At 65.2% G+C, this 18,639-nt stretch carries 19 protein-coding genes; 9 read left to right on the forward strand and 10 right to left on the reverse strand.

What is annotated here, in order from left to right; all coding sequences use genetic code 11:
* Positions 1–59: 59 nt before the first annotated feature.
* From typA to EUV02_RS13855, 4 genes are all read left to right on the forward strand, one after another.
* On the forward strand, positions 60–1,898 hold the full coding sequence (gene typA / locus EUV02_RS13840; RefSeq protein ID WP_135246870.1) for a translational GTPase TypA: 1,839 nt from the start codon (positions 60–62) through the stop codon (positions 1,896–1,898).
* 259 nt (positions 1,899–2,157) lie between these two features.
* Positions 2,158–2,754 (forward strand): PEPxxWA-CTERM sorting domain-containing protein, encoded by a 597-nt coding sequence (locus EUV02_RS13845; RefSeq protein ID WP_135246871.1) that lies wholly within the window; start codon positions 2,158–2,160, stop codon positions 2,752–2,754.
* A 112-nt stretch (positions 2,755–2,866) separates the two neighbouring features.
* Positions 2,867–3,229, forward strand: a complete 363-nt coding sequence (locus EUV02_RS13850; RefSeq protein WP_243445916.1) for a hypothetical protein — start codon at positions 2,867–2,869, stop codon at positions 3,227–3,229.
* 44 nt (positions 3,230–3,273) lie between these two features.
* Positions 3,274–3,753, forward strand: a complete 480-nt coding sequence (locus tag EUV02_RS13855) for a nucleoside deaminase (protein ID WP_424022198.1) — start codon at positions 3,274–3,276, stop codon at positions 3,751–3,753.
* Here the strand turns inward: EUV02_RS13855 and EUV02_RS13860 are convergent.
* On the reverse strand, positions 3,744–4,661 hold the full coding sequence (locus tag EUV02_RS13860) for an SMP-30/gluconolactonase/LRE family protein (protein WP_135246872.1): 918 nt from the start codon (positions 4,659–4,661) through the stop codon (positions 3,744–3,746). The genes EUV02_RS13855 and EUV02_RS13860 overlap by 10 nt on opposite strands.
* A gap of 237 nt (positions 4,662–4,898) precedes the next feature.
* Here EUV02_RS13860 and EUV02_RS13865 point away from each other — a divergent pair, with 237 nt between their 5' ends.
* A complete protein-coding gene (locus EUV02_RS13865; RefSeq protein WP_243445926.1) occupies positions 4,899–6,281 on the forward strand; it encodes a DNA recombination protein RmuC in 1,383 nt (460 codons plus the stop codon).
* Here EUV02_RS13865 and cuyB read toward each other — a convergent pair.
* The 8 genes from cuyB to EUV02_RS13905 all read right to left on the reverse strand — a co-directional run bounded on the left by cuyB (position 6,278) and on the right by EUV02_RS13905 (position 13,352).
* On the reverse strand, positions 6,278–6,970 hold the full coding sequence (cuyB, locus tag EUV02_RS13870; protein WP_135246874.1) for a cysteate racemase: 693 nt from the start codon (positions 6,968–6,970) through the stop codon (positions 6,278–6,280). The two genes, EUV02_RS13865 and cuyB, sit on opposite strands and share 4 nt — an antisense overlap.
* The gene (gene cuyA / locus EUV02_RS13875) at positions 6,967–7,977 is read right to left on the reverse strand and encodes a D-cysteate sulfo-lyase (RefSeq protein ID WP_135246875.1); all 1,011 of its coding nucleotides are present in this window, start codon (positions 7,975–7,977) and stop codon (positions 6,967–6,969) included. The genes cuyB and cuyA overlap by 4 nt, the downstream gene beginning before the upstream one ends.
* 43 nt (positions 7,978–8,020) lie before the next feature.
* Positions 8,021–8,908, reverse strand: a complete 888-nt coding sequence (locus EUV02_RS13880) for a copper resistance protein B (RefSeq protein ID WP_135246876.1) — start codon at positions 8,906–8,908, stop codon at positions 8,021–8,023.
* On the reverse strand, positions 8,905–10,587 hold the full coding sequence (locus tag EUV02_RS13885) for a copper resistance system multicopper oxidase (protein WP_135246877.1): 1,683 nt from the start codon (positions 10,585–10,587) through the stop codon (positions 8,905–8,907). Before EUV02_RS13885 ends, EUV02_RS13880 begins: the two co-directional genes overlap by 4 nt.
* Before the next feature lie 66 nt (positions 10,588–10,653).
* Positions 10,654–10,896, reverse strand: coding sequence for a DUF2188 domain-containing protein (locus EUV02_RS13890; protein ID WP_135246878.1), 243 nt, complete (start codon positions 10,894–10,896; stop codon positions 10,654–10,656).
* A 41-nt stretch (positions 10,897–10,937) separates the two neighbouring features.
* On the reverse strand, positions 10,938–11,750 hold the full coding sequence (locus tag EUV02_RS13895) for a TrmH family RNA methyltransferase (RefSeq protein ID WP_135246879.1): 813 nt from the start codon (positions 11,748–11,750) through the stop codon (positions 10,938–10,940).
* 84 nt (positions 11,751–11,834) lie between these two features.
* On the reverse strand, positions 11,835–12,608 hold the full coding sequence (locus tag EUV02_RS13900; RefSeq protein WP_135246880.1) for a PEPxxWA-CTERM sorting domain-containing protein: 774 nt from the start codon (positions 12,606–12,608) through the stop codon (positions 11,835–11,837).
* Between the two features lie 126 nt (positions 12,609–12,734).
* Positions 12,735–13,352 carry a DNA-3-methyladenine glycosylase family protein gene (locus EUV02_RS13905; RefSeq protein ID WP_135246881.1) on the reverse strand — a complete coding sequence of 206 codons (618 nt, stop codon included), beginning with the start codon at positions 13,350–13,352 and terminating at the stop codon, positions 12,735–12,737.
* Positions 13,353–13,442: 90 nt separating this feature from the next.
* Here EUV02_RS13905 and EUV02_RS13910 point away from each other — a divergent pair, with 90 nt between their 5' ends.
* From EUV02_RS13910 to EUV02_RS13920, 3 genes are read left to right on the forward strand one after another with little or no spacing between them, the layout of a single operon-like run.
* The gene (locus tag EUV02_RS13910; RefSeq protein ID WP_135246882.1) at positions 13,443–13,760 is read left to right on the forward strand and encodes a 2Fe-2S iron-sulfur cluster-binding protein; all 318 of its coding nucleotides are present in this window, start codon (positions 13,443–13,445) and stop codon (positions 13,758–13,760) included.
* Positions 13,761–13,805: 45 nt separating this feature from the next.
* On the forward strand, positions 13,806–14,957 hold the full coding sequence (locus EUV02_RS13915) for a sensor histidine kinase (protein WP_135246883.1): 1,152 nt from the start codon (positions 13,806–13,808) through the stop codon (positions 14,955–14,957).
* Between the two features lie 21 nt (positions 14,958–14,978).
* Positions 14,979–15,779: a LytR/AlgR family response regulator transcription factor gene (locus EUV02_RS13920; RefSeq protein ID WP_135246884.1), complete on the forward strand. Its 801-nt coding sequence runs from the start codon at positions 14,979–14,981 to the stop codon at positions 15,777–15,779.
* Between the two features lie 48 nt (positions 15,780–15,827).
* Here the strand turns inward: EUV02_RS13920 and EUV02_RS13925 are convergent, their stop codons facing one another.
* A complete protein-coding gene (locus EUV02_RS13925; protein WP_135246885.1) occupies positions 15,828–17,231 on the reverse strand; it encodes an APC family permease in 1,404 nt (467 codons plus the stop codon).
* Positions 17,232–17,328: 97 nt separating this feature from the next.
* On the opposite strand from EUV02_RS13925, the gene EUV02_RS13930 reads away from it, so the two are divergent.
* Positions 17,329–18,591, forward strand: coding sequence for a chromate transporter (locus EUV02_RS13930; protein ID WP_135246886.1), 1,263 nt, complete (start codon positions 17,329–17,331; stop codon positions 18,589–18,591).
* Positions 18,592–18,639: the final 48 nt, after the last annotated feature.

Genomic DNA, 18,639 nt, shown 5'->3' on the forward strand with positions numbered 1-18,639 from the left:
GCGACAAACACGCTATGGCGCGGCCTTCAATTTCCACCCCCTATATTCAGGATGCCCGCATGCGCTTGCGCAATATCGCGATTATCGCGCACGTCGACCATGGCAAGACCACGCTCGTCGACCAACTTTTCCGCCAGTCGGGAACCTTCCGTGAAAACCAGCGTGTCGCCGAACGCGCAATGGATTCGAACGACCTCGAAAAAGAACGCGGCATCACCATTCTCGCCAAGTGCACGTCGATCGAATGGACCGACAAGACCACCAACGAACTGACGCACATCAACATCGTCGACACCCCCGGCCACGCCGATTTCGGCGGCGAAGTCGAACGCATCCTGTCGATGGTCGATGGCGTCGTGCTGCTCGTGGATGCCGCCGAAGGCCCGATGCCGCAGACCAAGTTCGTCACCGGCAAAGCACTGGCACTCGGCCTGCGCCCGATCGTCGTCGTCAACAAAATCGACCGTCCCGACGCGCGCGCCCAGGAAGTCCTCGACGAGGTTTTCGACCTGTTCGTGACCTTGGAAGCCAACGACGACCAGCTCGATTTCCCGGTCATTTTTGCTTCGGGCCGCAATGGCTATGCCGGTCGAGATTCGGATGTGCGTTCGGGCGACCTGACGCCGCTGTTCGAAACCATCGTCGCGCACGTGCCGCCGCCGGCCGCCGACGTTGACGGTGAATTCAAGATGCTGGTGTCGCTGCTCGACCGCGACAACTTCGTCGGCCGCATCCTGACCGGGCGCATCCTGTCGGGCACGCTCAAGCTCAACACCCAGATCCGCGCGCTCAGCCCCGACGGCAAGGTCGTCGAAGAAGGCCGCGCCTCGAAGATCTTCGCGTTCCGCGGCCTCGAACGCGTACCGGTCGATGAAGCCCGCGCCGGCGACATCATCGCACTTGCCGGTTTCAGCAAGGCAACCGTCGCCGACACCATCGCCGACATCACCGTCACCGAGCCGCTGCACGCGCAGCCGATCGATCCGCCGACGCTGTCGATGACCTTTGCCGTCAACGATTCGCCGTACGCGGGCCGCGACGGTTCGAAGGTCACCAGCCGGATGATTTCGGATCGCCTTGTTCGCGAAGCCGAAGGCAATGTTGCGGTCAAGGTCACCGAAAGCGCGTCGAAGGATGCGTTCGAAGTCGCCGGCCGCGGCGAATTGCAGCTCGGCGTGCTCATCGAAACGATGCGCCGCGAAGGCTTCGAGCTGTCGATTTCGCGCCCGCGCGTCATCTATGGCACCGATGAAAACGGCAAGCGCACCGAGCCGTATGAAATCGTCGTCATCGACGTCGACGAGCAGTATTCGGGCACCGTCGTCGAAAAGATGGCCGGCCGCAAAGCCGAAATGACCGACATGCGCCCGTCGGGCGGCGGCAAGACCCGCCTGACCTTCTCTGCACCGGCGCGGGGCCTCATCGGCTACCACGGCGAGTTCCTGTCGGATACGCGCGGCACCGGCATCATGAACCGGCTGTTCGAAAAATACGGCCCCTACAAGGGCGCCGTCTCGGGCCGCGGCAACGGCGTGCTGATTTCGACCGAAACCGGTGAAGCTGTCGGCTATGCGCTCGGCTATCTGCAGCCGCGCGGCACGCTGATGATCGAACCCGGCGAAGCGGTCTACCAGGGCATGGTCATCGGCGAAAACGCCCGTGACGAGGACCTTGAAGTCAATCCGCTCAAGTCGAAGGCGCTGACCAACTTCCGCGCCAGCGGCAAGGACGACGCCATCCAGCTCAGCCCGCCCAAGCGCCTGACGCTCGAGCAGGCGATCGCCTACATCGAGGAAGACGAACTGGTCGAAGTGACGCCGAACTTCATCCGGCTCCGCAAGATTCACCTCGATCCCAACGAACGCAAGAAGGCCAGCCGCGCCAAGAACGCCGGCTGAACGATATATCGGGCGGCGGTGTCGCCGTCGCCCGATATGGCCCGGAATGCTGCACTGCAACCACCTCGGCAGCAGCGTCCTGGCACTGTGCGCGCCGTAACATTGGCCATAACTGTTCGAAAATATTACACTTTTCAAAAGTTAACAAATTTTAATTTAACAATTTCAAATACTTGAAATTGTTTCTCGCTTGGCACGCGAATTGCTTGGCTTAGTGCGATGGGGTTCACCCCGTGTCCAAAGTCAAAGGGTTCAAACCATGTCATTCCGCTCCGCTCTCATCGCTGCCGCGCTTGTCGCCGGCGTTGCAACGCCGGCTTCGGCAGTGACCAACCTGATCATCAACGGCGGGTTTGAGACCGGCACATTCGCGGGCTGGACCCGGACGAGCACTGCGCCCAGCGGAGCCAGCACCACGGCCATCACCACCGTGCCGGCCGAAGTGCACAGCGGTACCTATGCTGCCAAGCTGCGCACGGTTGGCGCCAATACGACGAATACGCTGTCGCAGACGATTGCGACCGTGAACGCCCGCCCTTATGTGCTGACCTATTGGCTGCGCAACAATGATAACCGCGGCCGCGTGATTGATTCGTTGACGGTGACAGCGGGTCCGTCGTCGGCATTCTATGCCAACCGCCCGAGCTTCGCCTACACGCCGTTCAACCAGTATTTTGTTGCCAACAGCACCTCGTCAATCATCAGCTTCGCGTTCAAGCATGTGTCGCCCGGCTTCTACCTCGATGACGTCTCCGTCTCGATGGTTCCCGAACCCGCAGCCTGGGGCCTGATGGTCGCCGGCTTCGGCATGGTCGGCTTCGCGATGCGCCGCCGCGTGCGCACCGTCGCTGCCTAATCTGCGAGAGTAATTCGAACGCAAGCGGGCGGGGGAAACTCCGCCCGCTTTTGTTTGTGCAACTTTTCGGAACGCCATGCGTTGAACCGGCTTAATAACCGGAGTTCACGACATGGATAAAATCGAAACCGTCACCGTCCGCGATGACATGCTTAACCGCGCGCCGGTCTATGTCGAACGCCGCAGCGTTCTGCCCTGGCTGATTGTCGTCGCGCTTGTCGCGCTCGGCATCGTTGCAGCGTTCGCATTCGGCCTGATCGACATCAACCAGACGAAAAAGGGCGCGCTGCCCGACGTCAAGGTCGAGACCAGCGGCGGCGCCTTACCCTCGTTCGATGTCGATACCGCCAAGGTCAATGTGCAGACCCGCACCGAAGCAGTTAATGTTCCGCACGTTGAGGTCGGCAGCACAACCAAGGACGTCGAAGTGCCGACGGTCAGCGTCGAACGCGCCGATACAGCGCCGAAGGACTGACGCCCATTTGGCAGGATTGCCGTCGCGCGCTATGCGTGACGGCGATGACCGCGCTGCGCCCTACGCCGTTTCCCGCTTCTGCCGCGATGTCGCGCGCGCTTGATGCCGCACGCGACGCGTCCAGCCGCGGCGAGGTCCCCGTAGGCGCCGTGGTCACTGATGCTGCCGGCACCATACTGGCCGTCGCCGGCAACCGCACGCGCGAACTCAACGACCCGACCGCGCACGCGGAAATGCTCGCCATCCGCGCCGCCTGTACGGCACTCGGCAGCGAGCGGCTGATCGGCTGCGACCTCCACGTCACGCTTGAGCCCTGCCCAATGTGCGCGGCCGCCATCGGTTTCGCGCGGCTCGAACGGCTCTATTACGGCGCCCCCGACCCGAAAGGTGGCGGCGTCGACCACGGCGCCCGCGTCTTCAGCCACGCGACCTGCCACCACGCGCCGCAAGTCTATGGCGGCATCGCCGAAACCGACGCGGCGACGCTGCTTCGCGACTTTTTCGCGGCGCGGCGTCAGGCGTAAAACGCCAGCTTCAGGCCCGGCCGCGGCCAGCGGCACTTCGCCAGCTTGCCGGTGGTCGACAGGCAGACCCAGGCGTCCATCATGTCGGCGCCGCCGAACACGATGTTGGTGGTCAGCAGATCAGGGAAATCGAACCATTCGTGCGCGCCGGTGGTGGGGTGAATGCTGCAGATGCCGGGGTGATCGAGCAAAGTTGCCTGCGCGATATTGCCGTTGGCCTCGATCGCCATCGAATCGAGAAACACGCGTGTCGCATAGCCGGTGACGATGCGGCCCGGCGCAGCACCGAGCGGCGACGGCGCGACGGTACCCGGCCCGGTGATGTCGAACGCCAGCACCAGCCGCTCGGTGGTCAGCGCGGTGTAGACAGTCTTGCCATCGGGCGATAGGCCGACACCGTTCATGTTGGGTCCGCGCACCGCGCAGGTGATGCTGCTGCCATCGGCCTTGGCATAGTAGAGCCCGCCGTAGGTGGTGCCCATGTCGTTGTGCTTGCCGAGGTCGGTGAACCAGAAGCCACCGGTCGAATCGAAGACGATGTCGTTCGGGCCGCTCAGGCTGCCGCCCTCGATCTTCTGGTACAGCCGCTCGATCTTGCCGGTCGACAGGTCGATGCGTTCGATGCGGCCGGTTTCATAATCTTCGGCCTGGGCGCCGGGAATCCGCAGCCCGTCCATCATCGACCATTTGAAGCCGCCGTTATTGCACACGTACAGCGCGCCGTCGGGACCTATCGCTGCACCGTTGGGACCGCCGCCGGGCTTGGCAATGACCTGCTTGCGGCCGTCGGGCAGCACCCGCGTCACCTGCCCGAGCGCGATTTCAACGAGCACGATCGAGCCGTCCTCCATCCAGATCGGGCCTTCGGGAAAAGCGAGATCTTCGGCGACGATGCTGTGCGGATACATGGTGGTTCCTCCCAAGGTGTTGGTTTTTTTTCGATAGAAGCGGCGCAGGCAGGCGAGTGCAAGCAGATTCGACGAAAGAGCCTCCGGCGGGCAGGCCAGAGGCCTGCACCCGATTGAAGAGCGTTCAAAAATCGGGTGCAGGCCTCTGGCCTGCCCGCCGGAGGCCCTTCCTTCGTCTGCCGATCTGCATTAACTTAGTTCACGTTACGTTCGCATGAAGGATGCCCGTTGGACCCGATGATTTTGATTGCCGTCGCTGTCGTACTGGCGGTGACCGCGCTGGCCTGCTGGCTGCTGTGGGGTCGCCCGCTCGCCGCCGCACGCGCCGACACCGCGCGCCACGTCGCGACGATCAGCGCCGCTGCAGTCGCCGAGCGCGGCTATGAGGTCGAGCTGGCCAACTTGCGTGGCGTCGGCGAGCGGCTGACCAAGGTCGATAGCGAACGCGCCGCGCTTGCCGAGGAATTGGCGGGGTTGAAGGCGCAGGCCGACGAACGCGACCGCCAGCACCTGAGCCAGCTGGCATTGCTCAACGAGAAGTTCGCGGCAGTGGCGACACAGGCGCTTGATGGCGCGCAGGCGAAGTTTGCAGCGGCGGCCGAGGAAGCGCTGCTGCGTCACCGCGAGGCCGCCGGTGCGGGCCTCGAAATCAACCGCAACCAGATGGCCGAGCTGATCGCGCCGATGCGCGAGACGCTGGGCAAATATGAGGAGCAGCTCGCAGCCATCGAAAAGACCCGCGCAGAGGGCTACGGCCAGCTGACGCAGCTGCTCGACCAAGTGGCGCGCGGACAGGACCGCGTCGCTGGCGCGACGCAGAAGCTCGAAAACGTCCTGCGCTCGTCGGGCAAGGCGGCGGGGCGCTGGGGCGAAGAACAGTGCCGCAACGTCCTCGAGTTGGCGGGTCTGGTCGACGGCGTCGATTTCACCGCACAGACCTCGGTCGAAAGCGAAGGCGGCCGCCAACGACCCGATTTCACCGTCACGCTGCCCGGCGGCCGCAAGCTGGTCATCGACGTCAAATGCTCGCTCGACGCCTATGTCGCGGCGGTCGAGGCCGAAGACGGCCCCGAACGTGCGCGGCATCTGAAGGCGCATGCCGCCGCGGTGCGCACCCACGCCACCGGCCTTGCCAGCAAATCCTATGAAAAATCGGTCGAAGGCGCCGTCGATTTCGTCGTGCTGTTCGTGCCCGGCGAAAACTTCCTGTCGGCCGCGCTCGAACAGGACCGCGCGCTGATGAACGACTTCATGACGCGCCGCCTCGTGCTCGCTGGCCCGATCAACCTCATCGCCGTCGCGCGCACCGTCGCCGCGATGCGCGACCAGGCGCGGCTCGCCGAACAGGCCGCCGAAATCGCCAAGCTGGGCCGTGAACTCTACGACTCGCTGCGCATCATGGGCGGCAACTTCAGCGCCGTGCAGAAAAGCCTCGATGGCGCAGTGATGAACTGGAACAAGCTCGTCGCGCAGGTCGACAGCCGCGTCATGCTGCGCGCCAAACGCTTCGAACAACTCGGTGCGACCACTGGCCTCGAAGCAATCGCCGAGCTGAAGGCCATTGAAGCCGTGCCGATGTTGCCGACGCACACCGAACTGCTGCCACCGGCGAGCGACTAGCCGATTCGCGCCGCTGCCAGTGTCGCGTTGACCAGTGCATCGGTGGCGTCGACCAGCGGCACGGGCGCCTGTGTCAAAATCAGCGGCACTTCGGTGCACGCCGCGATCAGGACGTCGGCGCCCTGTGCGGCCAGTGCGCCGGCAATCGCCGCCATGGCTGCGCGCGTCGTATCATCATGGCGGCCAGCTTTGACGGCTTCGATGCAAGCGCCAAACGCCTCGCGCTCGGGCTCGAGGACTTCGATTCCAGCTGCCTGCAACGGTCGATGGTAGAGCCCGGCATCGAGCGTCGCCGCAACACCGAGCACGCCGACACGGCGCGCACCAAGCGCGAGCACGCGTGCCACCGCGGCATCGACGAGGTTGACGAAGCGTGCGGCGGGCGTTTCGGCGATAGCCCCGATAATGGCGTCGGCCCAGCCATGCGCCGCGTTGCACGGCATCGCCAGAACCTGTGCACCCTGCGCCACAAGGCCACGCGCCATTGCGGCAAGTGCCGGACCAGGCGATGCACCGCCGTGGCGGGCGGCGTTGCGATCGGGGACGTGGGGGTTCGAATCGAGCAGCAGACGCGGATAATCGCAGTCGCGCGTCGCGCCGCAGCCCAGTACCAGACGCGTGATGAAATCGGCGCTGGCGAGTGGCCCCATGCCGCCGATCACGCCGATCGGCCGCCAGTTGCCGGTCATTGCGGCTGCAGCACCGGGTCGCGCAACGCCGGCGCATAAGCGTGCAGCGACGGGCTGCCGCCGGTATGGATGAAAAGCACACGCTCGCCGCGACGCAACACACCTTCGCGCGCCAGCCCGATTAGCCCGGCCATCGCCTTGCCGGTGTAAACGGGGTCGAGCATAATCCCTTCGACCGACGCCAGCAGGCGCACCGCTTCGACCATCGACGGCGTCGGCAGTGAGTAGCCCGGCCCGACCCAGCGATCGAGCGCGCTGACGGCGCTGCGGTCCGGCACCGGCGTGCCCAGCAGTGCCGCGGTCGTCACCGCGAGCGCATGAACATTGGCTTCCTGCTCGGCCTGCGGGCGCCGCACATTGATGCCGGTGAGCGGGATGCCGGCATTGAGCGCGGTCAGCCCGACGAGCAGCCCGGCGTGGGTGCCGGCGCTGCCACTGGCGACGATGATCCGGTCGATTGCCACGCCCTGATCGAACGATTGCGCCATGATTTCCTGCGCACACGATGCATAGCCGAGTGCACCCAGGGGATTGGAACCGCCGCCGGGAATGACATAGGCGCGCCGGCCCAACGCTGCGACCGCTGCCGCTTCGGCGGCCATCGCTGCGCCGAGGTCACTGCCGAGCGCCACCGGCGTGATGCTTTCAACACCCATCAAATCGAACAGCAGGTTGTTTCCCAGCGCATCGGGGCTGTAAGTACCGGGCACACGTTCCTCGATGATCAGCCGGCAGTGCAGGCCTTCGCGCGCCGCAGCTGCCAGCGTCAGCCGACAGTGGTTCGACTGTGGTGCACCCACCGTGACCAGCGTGTCTGCCCCTTCGCGGAGCGCCTCGGCAACAAGGAATTCGAGTTTGCGGGTCTTGTTGCCGCCGCCGGCCAGCCCGAGCAGATCGTCGCGCTTGATCCACAATTCGGGGCCAAGCAATGCCGAAAGGCGCGGCAGCGGTTCGAGCGGGGTGAAGCCGGCGGTGTAGCGGCGACGCGGAAAACGAGCAAGGTTCATCAAGGTATCCTGCCTGCCGGGCGGGCAGCGCGCAACCTTTGAGTCAGAACCAGCTCCGCACCCCGACGACAAACCGCGTCGCCGTCGGCGCCTCGCCGTCGGCGCGGGCGTAGCTGGCCGTGGTGCCGGTCTTGCCGTCGAACGACAGGCCGATGTAGGGCGCGAATTTGCGGCTGATTTCGTAGCGCAGTCGCAGCCCGAGTTCGGCATTGACGAGGCCGGCGCCGACGCGCTGCGCCGGCATGTCCTGCGCCGATAGGTTGAACTCGGCGCGCGGTTGCAGGATCAATTTTTGCGTGATGCGCTGGTCATAGCTCAGCATCAGGCGGCCGAGCACGTCGCCGCCGGTGGATACAAAGCCAGAGGCTTCGACGTCGAACCAATAGGGGGCGAGGCCTTCGATGCCGAACGCGGCGTAAGTCAGTGGCGGGCCGGGTTCGAAGTCGTGGCGGACGCCGGCTTGCAGGTTCCAATACGGGTCGATAGCACGGCTGTAGAGCGCCTGGACTTCGCCGCTGTCGAGTGTCGCGGCACCTTCGCCCTCGCTCTTGATGACGAGCCGATTGATGTCGCCGCCGAACCAGGCTTGCGCGTCCCAGCGGTAGCCGGTCTGCCCATCGCCGAACTGCGCTTCGGCGAGGTTGAAGATGATCTGCGCGAAGCTGCCGCTGTGTTCGCGCATCATGTTCGCGCGGGCGGCTGCCATTTCGGCGGGCGGGAAGTCGCGGTCGGCCCAATGGTCGGTGGGCGGCGCGGGGGCGGGCGCATTGCCGACCGCGGAGGCGGGCGGCGGCGCGGCGGGTTCGGGCGCGCTGACCTCCATGTCCATTTCGCTCGGCACGGGGGTGGGCGCCACCGTGTGCCCGGCATGCGGATCCTGCGCCTGTGCGGCGGTGGCGGCGCAAAGCAGCAAGGCTGCGAGCACCCTCATGCCGGGCGCACGCTGACGATGCGCATCATGCCGGCGTGCATATGCAGCAGCATATGGCAGTGGAATGCCCAGTCGCCGAGCGCATCAGCGGTGAAATCGAAGCTGACCAGCCCGCCGGGTTGGACGTTGACAGTGTGCTTGCGCGGCGCATGGTCGCCATGGCCGGTCACCAGCTCGAAGAAATGCCCGTGCAGGTGGATCGGGTGGTTCATCATCGTGTCGTTGACCAGCGTGATGCGGACGCGCTCGCCTTCGATGAACGGGATCGGGTGGCGCGCGTCGGTGAAGGCGACACCGTCGAACGACCACATATAGCGTTCCATGTTGCCGGTCAGGTGCAGCTCCAGCGCCCGCGACGGCGCGCGCGTGTCGGGGTTGGGCGTCGCGGCCTTGAGGTCGCGATAGGTAAGCACCTTGTGCCCGACATCGGTCAGGCCGGTGCCGGGCTCGCCGGTGCGGTCGGTCGGCATCGGCGAGATCATCTGCACGCCGGGCCCCATCTTGACCTGCGGCGCGAAGCTGCCGTCGCGCATGTCGTGTTGCATTGAACCATGGTCCATGCCGGCCATGCCACCCATACCCATGTCGGTCATCGTCAGCAGCGGCCGCGCGCGCAGCGGCGGCACCGGCGCCACCATGCCGGGGCGCGGTGCCAGCGTGGCGCGCGCCATGCCTGACCGGTCGATGGTTTCGGCGACGATGGTGTAGGCGGTATCCGCGGCCGGGGTCACGATGATGTCAAAGGTTTCGGCCACCGCAATCTGCAGTTCGTCGACGGTCACCGGCTGGACATCGAGCCCGTCTGCTCCGACCACGGTCAGCGCTAGCCCGGGGATGCGCAGGTTGAAGATCGTCATGCCCGCCGCGTTGATGACGCGCAGCCGGACGCGCTCGCCGGGCTTGAACAGCGCCGTCCAGTTGTCTGCGGGGCCGTAGCCATTGACGACATAGGTGAAGGTCGTGGCGGTCGCGTCCGAAATGTCGGTCGGGTCCATGCGCATGCCGGCCCAGCCGAGGCGCTCGACCGCGGGCTGGTCCTTGCCGGCGAGCAGCCCGGCGAGCGTCTGCTTCTGCTCGTTATAGTAGCCCGGCTGGAGCTTGAGGTTGCGGTAGATGCTGTGCGGGTGCGTCACGCTATGGTCCGACAGCACCAGCACATGCTCGCGGTCATAGGGCGCGCGGTCGGCACCGGCGGGATCGATGACGATCGGGCCATAGTGCCCCATCATCTCCTGCAGCCCCGAATGGCTGTGATACCAATAGGTCCCCGACTGGCGGATGGGGAATTCATAGACGAACGTCGACTTGGGCTTGATGCCGGGGAAGCTGACGCCGGGCACGCCGTCGAACTGCGCCGGCAGCAGCAAGCCGTGCCAGTGGATCGAGCTGTCCTCGTCGAGATGGTTGGTCACGCTCAGCCGGACGTTCTGGCCTTCACGCAGCCGTAGCAGCGGGCCGGGCACACTGCCGTTGACGGCGACGGCGTGTGTGGTGCGGCCATCGACGCTGACCATAGCATGGCCGATGTCGAGCTTGATGTCGGTGCCGCTGACGCTGGTCAGCGCGGGGGCATCGAGGCCGGGACTGACGCGCTGCGCCCACGCCGGCAGTGCCAGCGCCCCGCCGGCGAACATGGCGCCGCGCAGCAGGTCACGTCGGTTGGGGGGGAAGCGGGTCACGCCCGGTCAAATAGTGACGAACGCGCAGCAACGCCAGCGACAGCGGTGCCGCACGTGCGTCGTGGCTCAGTTGTCCTTGACGACGGCTTCGGGGCGATCGTCGCCGTCGGCGGTTTCGTCGTGCCAGCGGCCCGCGGCATCTTCGAATTCAATCGGCACGGTATCGCCCGACAGGCCATGTTCTATCGCAGCGGCTTCGGCAGCGCGCGTTGCTTCGGCGTGCGTCGCATAGGTTTCGGTGAACACGTCGCCGACCTTGTAGGTCCAGCCGCCATCATGTTCGACAACTTCATAAACGATTCGGGTCATGTACGCGTCCTTGCAGCGGGTTGACCCGTTCAACGCTGCAACTACGCCACGGTTCCGCGGCGCTGCTGGTTGAGCACTTCGTAGAGCAGCACCGCGGTCGCCACCGCGACATTGAGCGAATCGGCCTTGCCGCGCATCGGCAGCTTGACCAGCGCGTCGCAGGCTTCCTCATATTCGGGCGGCAGCCCCGACTGCTCGTTGCCCATGAATACAAAGGTCGGCGCGGTGTACGTCACCGCCTGATAGTCGGTGTCGGAGTTTAGCGAGGCACCGACGAGCATGCCGGGGCCTTGGCGCAGCCAGCGGAAAAATCCTGGCCCGTCGCTCTGCACGATCGTCTGCGTGAACAATGCGCCCATCGAAGCGCGCACCGATTCGACGCTGAACGGATCGCACGATGCATCGAGCAGGATGACGCCGCCGGCGCCGACCGCATCGCAGGTGCGAAGGATGGTGCCGAGGTTGCCGGGGTCCTTGAGCGATTCGCAGACCACCCAGATCGACGCGCTGTTGCGGTCGACCGAGGCCAGCAGCGTCGGGTTCTGGCGATAGACGCCGACGACCGCCTGCGGATTGTCCTTCTCGGTAATCTTGTGGAGGATGTCGCGGCTGGTTTCGATGACCTGCCCGCCTGAGGCTTCGACGGCGCCGATCAGCGCCTCGACCAGCGGGTGGCCGTGTGCGCCCTCGGCAAACACCAGGATTTCGGGGACGACGCCGGCTTCGAGCGCTTCGGTCAGGATGCGCAGCCCTTCGGCAAGGAAGCGGCCCTCGAGGCGGCGGAACTTTTTGTCGCGCAAGGCGCGGATACGCTTGATGGTAGCGTTCGAATGGCTGGCGATGCGGTCGATCATGGCTGCTGTCCTGCACATAAAACTGCGGCGTGACCAGACCGGTCACGCCGCATGGATAGGACAGAAGCTGTCAGCCCGCGAAAATCAGGCGGTAACGACCTGCTTGCGGCGACGGCGCAACGCGACACCAAGGCCGCCGAAGCCGGTCACCATCAGCGCCCAGCTGGCGGGTTCGGGGATGGTCGCGGTGACCGTTGCCGAATCGCTGCCGAACGAGCCGCCGGTGGCGCCGCGGAAGCTATTGAGTGCCTTCTGAGCATTCGTCACGCCGAACGGGCTGGTCATCGCGTTGAAGCCGATCGAGAAATCGAAGTTGGTCGCGCCGCTGAAATCGAGGAAATCAGACGCCAGCGCGATGATGCTGCCGGCGCCGGTCGACGCCGAGAAGCTGCCCGAAGTGCCGCCGGTGCCGCCGACGATGGTGGCGTTGGTGAACGTTCCGCTGAGCAGGTTGGCGCCGGTGTTATACGTCGTAAAGCCCACGGTCAGCGGCGCTGCGCCGGCATAGGTGAAGGCAAAGCTGCCGTTCACCGGCGTCTGCGCGAGGAACGACGCCACCGGCGTCGCGGCGACCGACGACGTTGCGGTCAAGGTCAGCTTGGAGGCAACCGGGCCCAGTGCTGCGAGCACCGGCTTGAGGAAGCTGAAATCCACCGACGCGGCACCCGGTGTCGTGCTGCCCGATGAGGAGATAGTGTACAGCTGTCCGCCAACACCGCTGGGCGCGCGCACCCAGCGCATCGTCGAGCCGGTGACGACCTGATTGTAGATGGCAATCGTCGCAACCGTGGCGGTTGCCGGCGTGTATGCGACCGTTGACGAAGCCAACGCCGATGCGATCAAAATACGTTTACGCACAAATAACCCCTCCGTGATTCGAGCGCTTTTACGGTGGCATGATCAATCCACCGTGTAAATGCATGTTATCGTTAATATGATTTTACGGCGACCTGTGGCAAAGAGTCTACAGCCGCAAAATGTCGTTCATATTACCGCGGTCTTGTAGTGATGCCACATAAACACCGCGACCGATCCGCGGTGGGGGGCCCAGCTTTCGGCCAGCGTGCGCGTTAACTTTTCCGACGGTTTCGCATCGAGTCCGAGGATACGGCCGGTCTCGATCTGCACCGCCAGATCGCCCGCCGGCCAGATGTCGGTGCGGCCTTCGGAAAACAACAGATAGATCTCCGCCGACCAGCGTCCGATGCCTTTAACTTCAACGAGTTGCGCGATGGCAGCCTCGTCATCGGCGGGCAGTGCATCAAAGTCGAGTGCGCCACTGGCGGTGGCGTGCGCGAGGCTCTGCATATAGCCGATTTTCTGCCGCGACAGCCCGCCGGCGCGCAATTCCTCGTCGCTGCGCGCCAGCCAAGCGGTCGGATCCTCGACGTCGCCGACGATGCCGGCGCATTTCGCCCAGATGCTGTCGGCGGCCTTGAACGACACTTGCTGGCCGACAATCGTGCGCAGCAGCGTCACCATGCCACGGCCGCGGATACGTTCTTCGGGGTAGCCGACGCGGGCGATGGCGGCGGCGATTCGCGAATCGTCTGCCGCAACAGCATCGAGTCCGGCGCGCAATTGCGCAGCAGTCAGTCCCATCGGTCAGCCCTCGTTTGACTTGGCGACTTGAACAAGCCGCCCCGCGCGTTAATAGGCAATGCGCAACTTGCAGTCGACAGGACACCGAGCATGACCAAGATCACCGTCGTCAACCGGGGCGGCGCCGCCACCGAAGTCGCCGCGCAGCCGGGCCTGTCGGTGATGGAGATCATCCGCGACGCCGGCTTTGACGAATTGCTGGCGCTGTGCGGTGGCTGCTGCAGTTGCGCCACCTGCCATGTCGTGGTCGACCCGGCGTGGTCGGAACGCGTCGGCAAGCCGAGCCCTGACGAAGACGAGTTGCTCGGCAGCTCCGACCACCGCACCGCGACGTCGCGGCTGTCGTGCCAGATCAACTTCACGCCGGCGCTCGACGGCCTGAAGGTCACCATCGCCCCCGAAGACTAAGTCCGGGATTGGGCATTTCGGGCGTTTAGCTGCTAGCATTGCCGGATGGCGCTCGAACAGCTTCGCAACCAGGGCTTTTTCGCCGACAAGAACCGTGCGTTCTGGATCCTCCAGGGCGGCGGATGGTCGGCGTATCTACTGTTGCGCGCGCTGGGCGGGCTCGCCAACCGCATGGGGCTTACTTTCATCCTGCCGACGATCATCGTGACCGCGACGGGGTTTTCGCTGACGCTGTTGATGGCGGCCGCCTATCGCCGCATCATCCGCATGAAGCCGGTCTATGTGTGGACGCTGTCGCTGCTGATTCTAGGTGGCGCCTCGGCGCTGTTCTCGGTGATCGAGGTCTGGGCGCACGCGACCTTCTATGAGCCCGGCTGGCGACCGCAGGGCATCGAGTTTCTCGGCGCCATCCTGCTCGACTTCTCGGTGCTCGGCGCCTGGACCGGGCTCTATTACGGCATCAACTATTACCTGCTACTGTCGGCGCAGTCCGAGCGCATGCTCAAGGTCGCGGCGCAGGCCAACTCGGCGCAGCTCGAAATGTTGCGCTACCAGCTCAACCCGCATTTCCTGTTCAACACGCTCAATTCGATCTCGACGCTGGTGCTGCTCAAGGATACGGCGCGCGCCAATGCCATGCTGTCGCGGCTGAGCTCGTTCCTGCGCTACAGCCTCGTCGGCGAACGCGAGGGGCTGGCGACGGTGGCGCAGGAGATCGAGGCGCTCAAACTCTACCTCGAAATCGAGCGCACGCGCTTCGAAGATCGGCTGCGCACGCGCTTCGATGTCACCCCCGAAGCCTTGGAAGGCCGCATCCCGTCGCTGCTGCTCCAGCCGATCGTCGAGAACGCCATCAAATATGCGGTGACGCCGATGGAGGAGGGCGCCGAGATCCATATCGATGCCCGCGTTATGGGCGAACGGCTGATCGTCACTGTCACCGACACCGGCCCGGGCCTGGGCGAAGCGCCCTTGCAGGACGAGCTTCCCGCCACCACTTCAGGGACTGGTGTTGGCCTCGCCAACATTCGCGACCGTTTGCAGCAAGCCTACGGCAGCGACCAACGCTTTGAAATTGCGGAGAATGTGCCGCACGGTCTGATCGTGCTCGTCGATATTCCGTACCAAATCTTGGACACGCGGCCGAATTCGGCTAGTGTGGCCGCTGCAACGACCCCGGGGGGCAAACCCGAGTAACTGCACCCAAGGACGTCAATCATGCCAATCCGGACGATCCTCGTCGATGACGAGCGACTGGCCATTCAAGGGCTCGAACTGCGCCTCGGCGCATTTGAAGACATCGAAATCGTCGAACGCTGCGCCAATGGCCGTGAAGCGATCCGCGCCATCCGCACGTTGAAGCCCGATCTGGTGTTTCTCGACATCCAGATGCCGGGCTTCGACGGCTTTTCGGTGGTCAGCGGCCTCGCCGACATCGAGCCGCCGCTTTTCGTTTTCGTGACCGCCTACGGCGAGCACGCGCTCAAGGCATTCGAAGCCCATGCCGTCGACTATCTGATGAAGCCCGTCGACGAAGACCGGCTCGCCGCGACCATCGAGCGCGTCCGCCAGCGCCTGACCGAAAAGCGCAGCTGCGAGGAAAGCGGCCGGCTCAAGGAAATCCTCGAAGCCGTCGCTCCCGAAGCGCTGCCCGAAGACATGGCCGCCGCCGCCGACGAACCGGCATCGAGCCGCTTCGAAAAGGTCATCAACATCAAGGACCGCGGCCAGATCTTCCGCGTCGAAGTCGCCGACATCGAACGCATCGATGCGGCGGGCGACTATATGTGCATTTACACCGCCGACCAGACGCTGATCCTGCGCGAAACGATGAAGGACCTCGACAAGCGCCTCGACCCGCGCAAATTCCAGCGCATCCACCGCTCGACAATCGTCAACCTCGACAACGTCAAATCGGTCAAGCCGCACACCAATGGCGAATGCTTTCTGGTGCTGGGGTCGGGCACGCAGGTCAAGGTTAGCCGCAGCTACCGCGACGTCGTGGCGCGCTTCCTGTAAGGTTTAAGGGCTTCCGGCGGGCAGGGGCTTGCCCCTGCACCCGATAGTTTAGCGCCTTGCGCGGGCTGACAGCAGTAGCACGCCCAGCCCGATGACCTGCCAGCCGAGGATGCGCGCGACCGCATAGCCGCCCATGCTGGCGAGCAGGAACAGGCACGCGGCGATGCCGAGCGGCACGACGAGACCGACCAGCGGCACGCGGAACGGCCTTGGCCGATCGGGCTGGGTGCGGCGCAGCCACAGCACCGCGGCGCAGACGGTGGCGAACGCCATCAGTGTGCCGGTTGAAATCAGCTCGCCGAGCAGGCTGATCGGCAAGGTGCCCGCGACAATCATCGCCAGCACGGCGGTCAACCACAGGCTGGCGCGCGGGACTTTGCGCACCGGATCGATGGCGCCGATGCGCGCCGGCAGCAGGCCGTCGTTGGCAAAGTACATCAGCAGCCGTGAAAGCGCGAAGACCACCGCCCACAAGCCCGCCCACAGCCCGATCGTCACCGCGACGCCGACATAGGTCTTGAGCCAGGCGAGCGACGGTCCGGCGGCGGCAATCGCGGTGGTAATCGGCGCGTCGGTGCCCAATGTGCGGAAATCGGCTAGCCCGGTCATTGCGGCGGAAACCCCGATATAGAGCAAGGTCGAAATGCCGAGCGTCGCCAGAATCGCGATCGGCAGGTCACGTTGCGGGTTGCGTGTTTCCTGCGCGGCCGTGCCCAGTGCATCAAAACCGAGATAGGCGAAGAACACGATACCGGCGGCGGCAAACACGCCGCTTAGCCCATACGCGGTGCTGCCGTCGGGGTGCGTTTCGAGCGACGGCACGAACGGCACCCAGTTGTGAGGATCGGCATGCGCCAGCCCGAAGCCGATAAACAGCAGCACCGCCGACAGCTTGATCCACACCATGATGACGTTGAGCTTCCCCGACTCGCGCGTCCCCGCCAGATGCGACAGCGTCACCGCAAGGATGATCAGCACCGCTGGCAGGTTGACGATGGCGCCGGTCAGGCGCAGCGACTGGCCCTCCATCGTCAGCGGCGAACTCGCCCAGGCGGCGGGCAGATGGATGCCGAAATCGCCGATGACGCCCTGCATGTATGCCGACCAGCCGATGGCGATCGCGCAGCCGGCAAACAGATATTCCGCCACCAGTGCCCAGCCGATGAACCAGCCGGTGGCCCGGCCAAAGGCCTCCTTGGTGAAGGCATAGGCCGAGCCCGCGGTCGGCACCATCGCCGTCATTTCGGCGTAGCACAGGGCGCTGAACACGCAGACCAGCCCGGCGATGATGAAGCTGACCATGATCGCCGGGCCGGCATGCGCGGCGGCGGCCTGCCCGGTGATAACGAAGATGCCGGCGCCGATGACCGAGCCGATGCCGATCAACGTCAGCGCCCCTGCGCCGAAAACGCGTTCGAGTTCGGCCGGCTGTGCCGCAGTCTTGTTTGTCATGTGGAGCCCCCGCTGCTGACGCGAGACTGACTGCCGGCGCGACCGAAGTCAAATCGCCATCATGGCTCTGTCATCATTGCTGTGCCATGTCAGGTGCATGACCCGACCGTCACTTTCGGCGCTGACGCGCAGCTTCTGGCGCATCGGCTGGCTGAGCTTCGGCGGGCCGGCGGGGCAGATCGCGCAGATGCAGCGCGAGCTGGTCGATGGCCGCGGCTGGATTGAACAGGCGGCGTTCCTGCGTGCGCTCAATTTCTGCATGCTGCTGCCCGGCCCCGAAGCGCAGCAACTCGCGACATGGTGCGGCTGGCGTCTGCACGGGGTGCGTGGCGGGTTGATTGCCGGCGGGCTGTTCGTGCTGCCCGGTGCAGCGGTGATGGCGCTGCTGACCTGGGCCTATCTCAGTTTCGGCACGCTGCCGTGGGTAGCAGCGCTTTTCTACGGCGTGCAGGCGGTGGTGCTTGCGGTGGTGGCGCAGGCGCTGCTGCGGATTGCGCAGCGCGCGCTGCACGGTGTGCAGGGCTGGGCGCTCGCGGTCACGGCGTTTGTTGCGCTGTTCTTCTTCGATGCGCCATTTCCGCTGGTGGTGCTCGCCGCGGCACTGATCGGCGGCTGGCGCGGCCGTGGCAATCTGCATGATCCGACGCCGCTGCCGCCGGCGTCGTGGCGTGCGTCGCTCGCCACGGCGCTCGGCTGGGGCGCGGTATGGGCGGCGCCGATTTTGATGTCGGCGCTGGTGTTCGGGCCGGCGCATCCGCTGACTCAGATCGGCAGCTTCTTCGCGCGAATGGCAGCGGTGACGTTCGGCGGCGCCTATGCGGCACTGAGCTATGTCGCGCAGCATGCTGTGGAAGGGCAAGGCTGGCTGACGCCGGCACAGATGCTCGATGGCCTCGGCCTTGCTGAAACCACGCCAGGGCCGCTGGTGCTGGTGTTCCAGTTTGTCGGCGGCATTGCCGGCGCGGGGTTCGGTATCGCAGGCGGGCTATGGCTCGGCATGGGCATGGTGTTGTGGGTGACGTTCGCGCCGTCGTTCCTGTGGATTTTCACGCTGGCGCCGCACCTCGACCGGCTGACCGCGCGACCGGCGTTGGCGGCGGCGTTGGCAGCGATTACCGCGGCGGTGGTCGGCGTCATGGCCAATCTGGCGGTATGGTTCGCGCTGCATGTGCTGTTTGCCGAGGTCGATGCGCTGCGGGTCGGGCCGTTGCGGCTGTGGGTGCCGTCGGGTGGGTTCGACTGGGTTGCCGGTGCTCTGGCGTTGGCGGCGTTGCTGCTGTTGACACGCACCCGGCTCGGCATGGGCGCGGTGCTCGGCTTGGGCGCATTGGCGGGGGTGCTGATCAACTACGCTGGCTGACGGAACCGAATCCGGCATGGTGCGTTGAGCGCGAGCCGGCTGGCACAG

The sequence above is a fragment of the Glacieibacterium arshaanense genome (assembly GCF_004681125.1).
Lineage (GTDB): Bacteria > Pseudomonadota > Alphaproteobacteria > Sphingomonadales > Sphingomonadaceae > Polymorphobacter_A > Polymorphobacter_A arshaanense.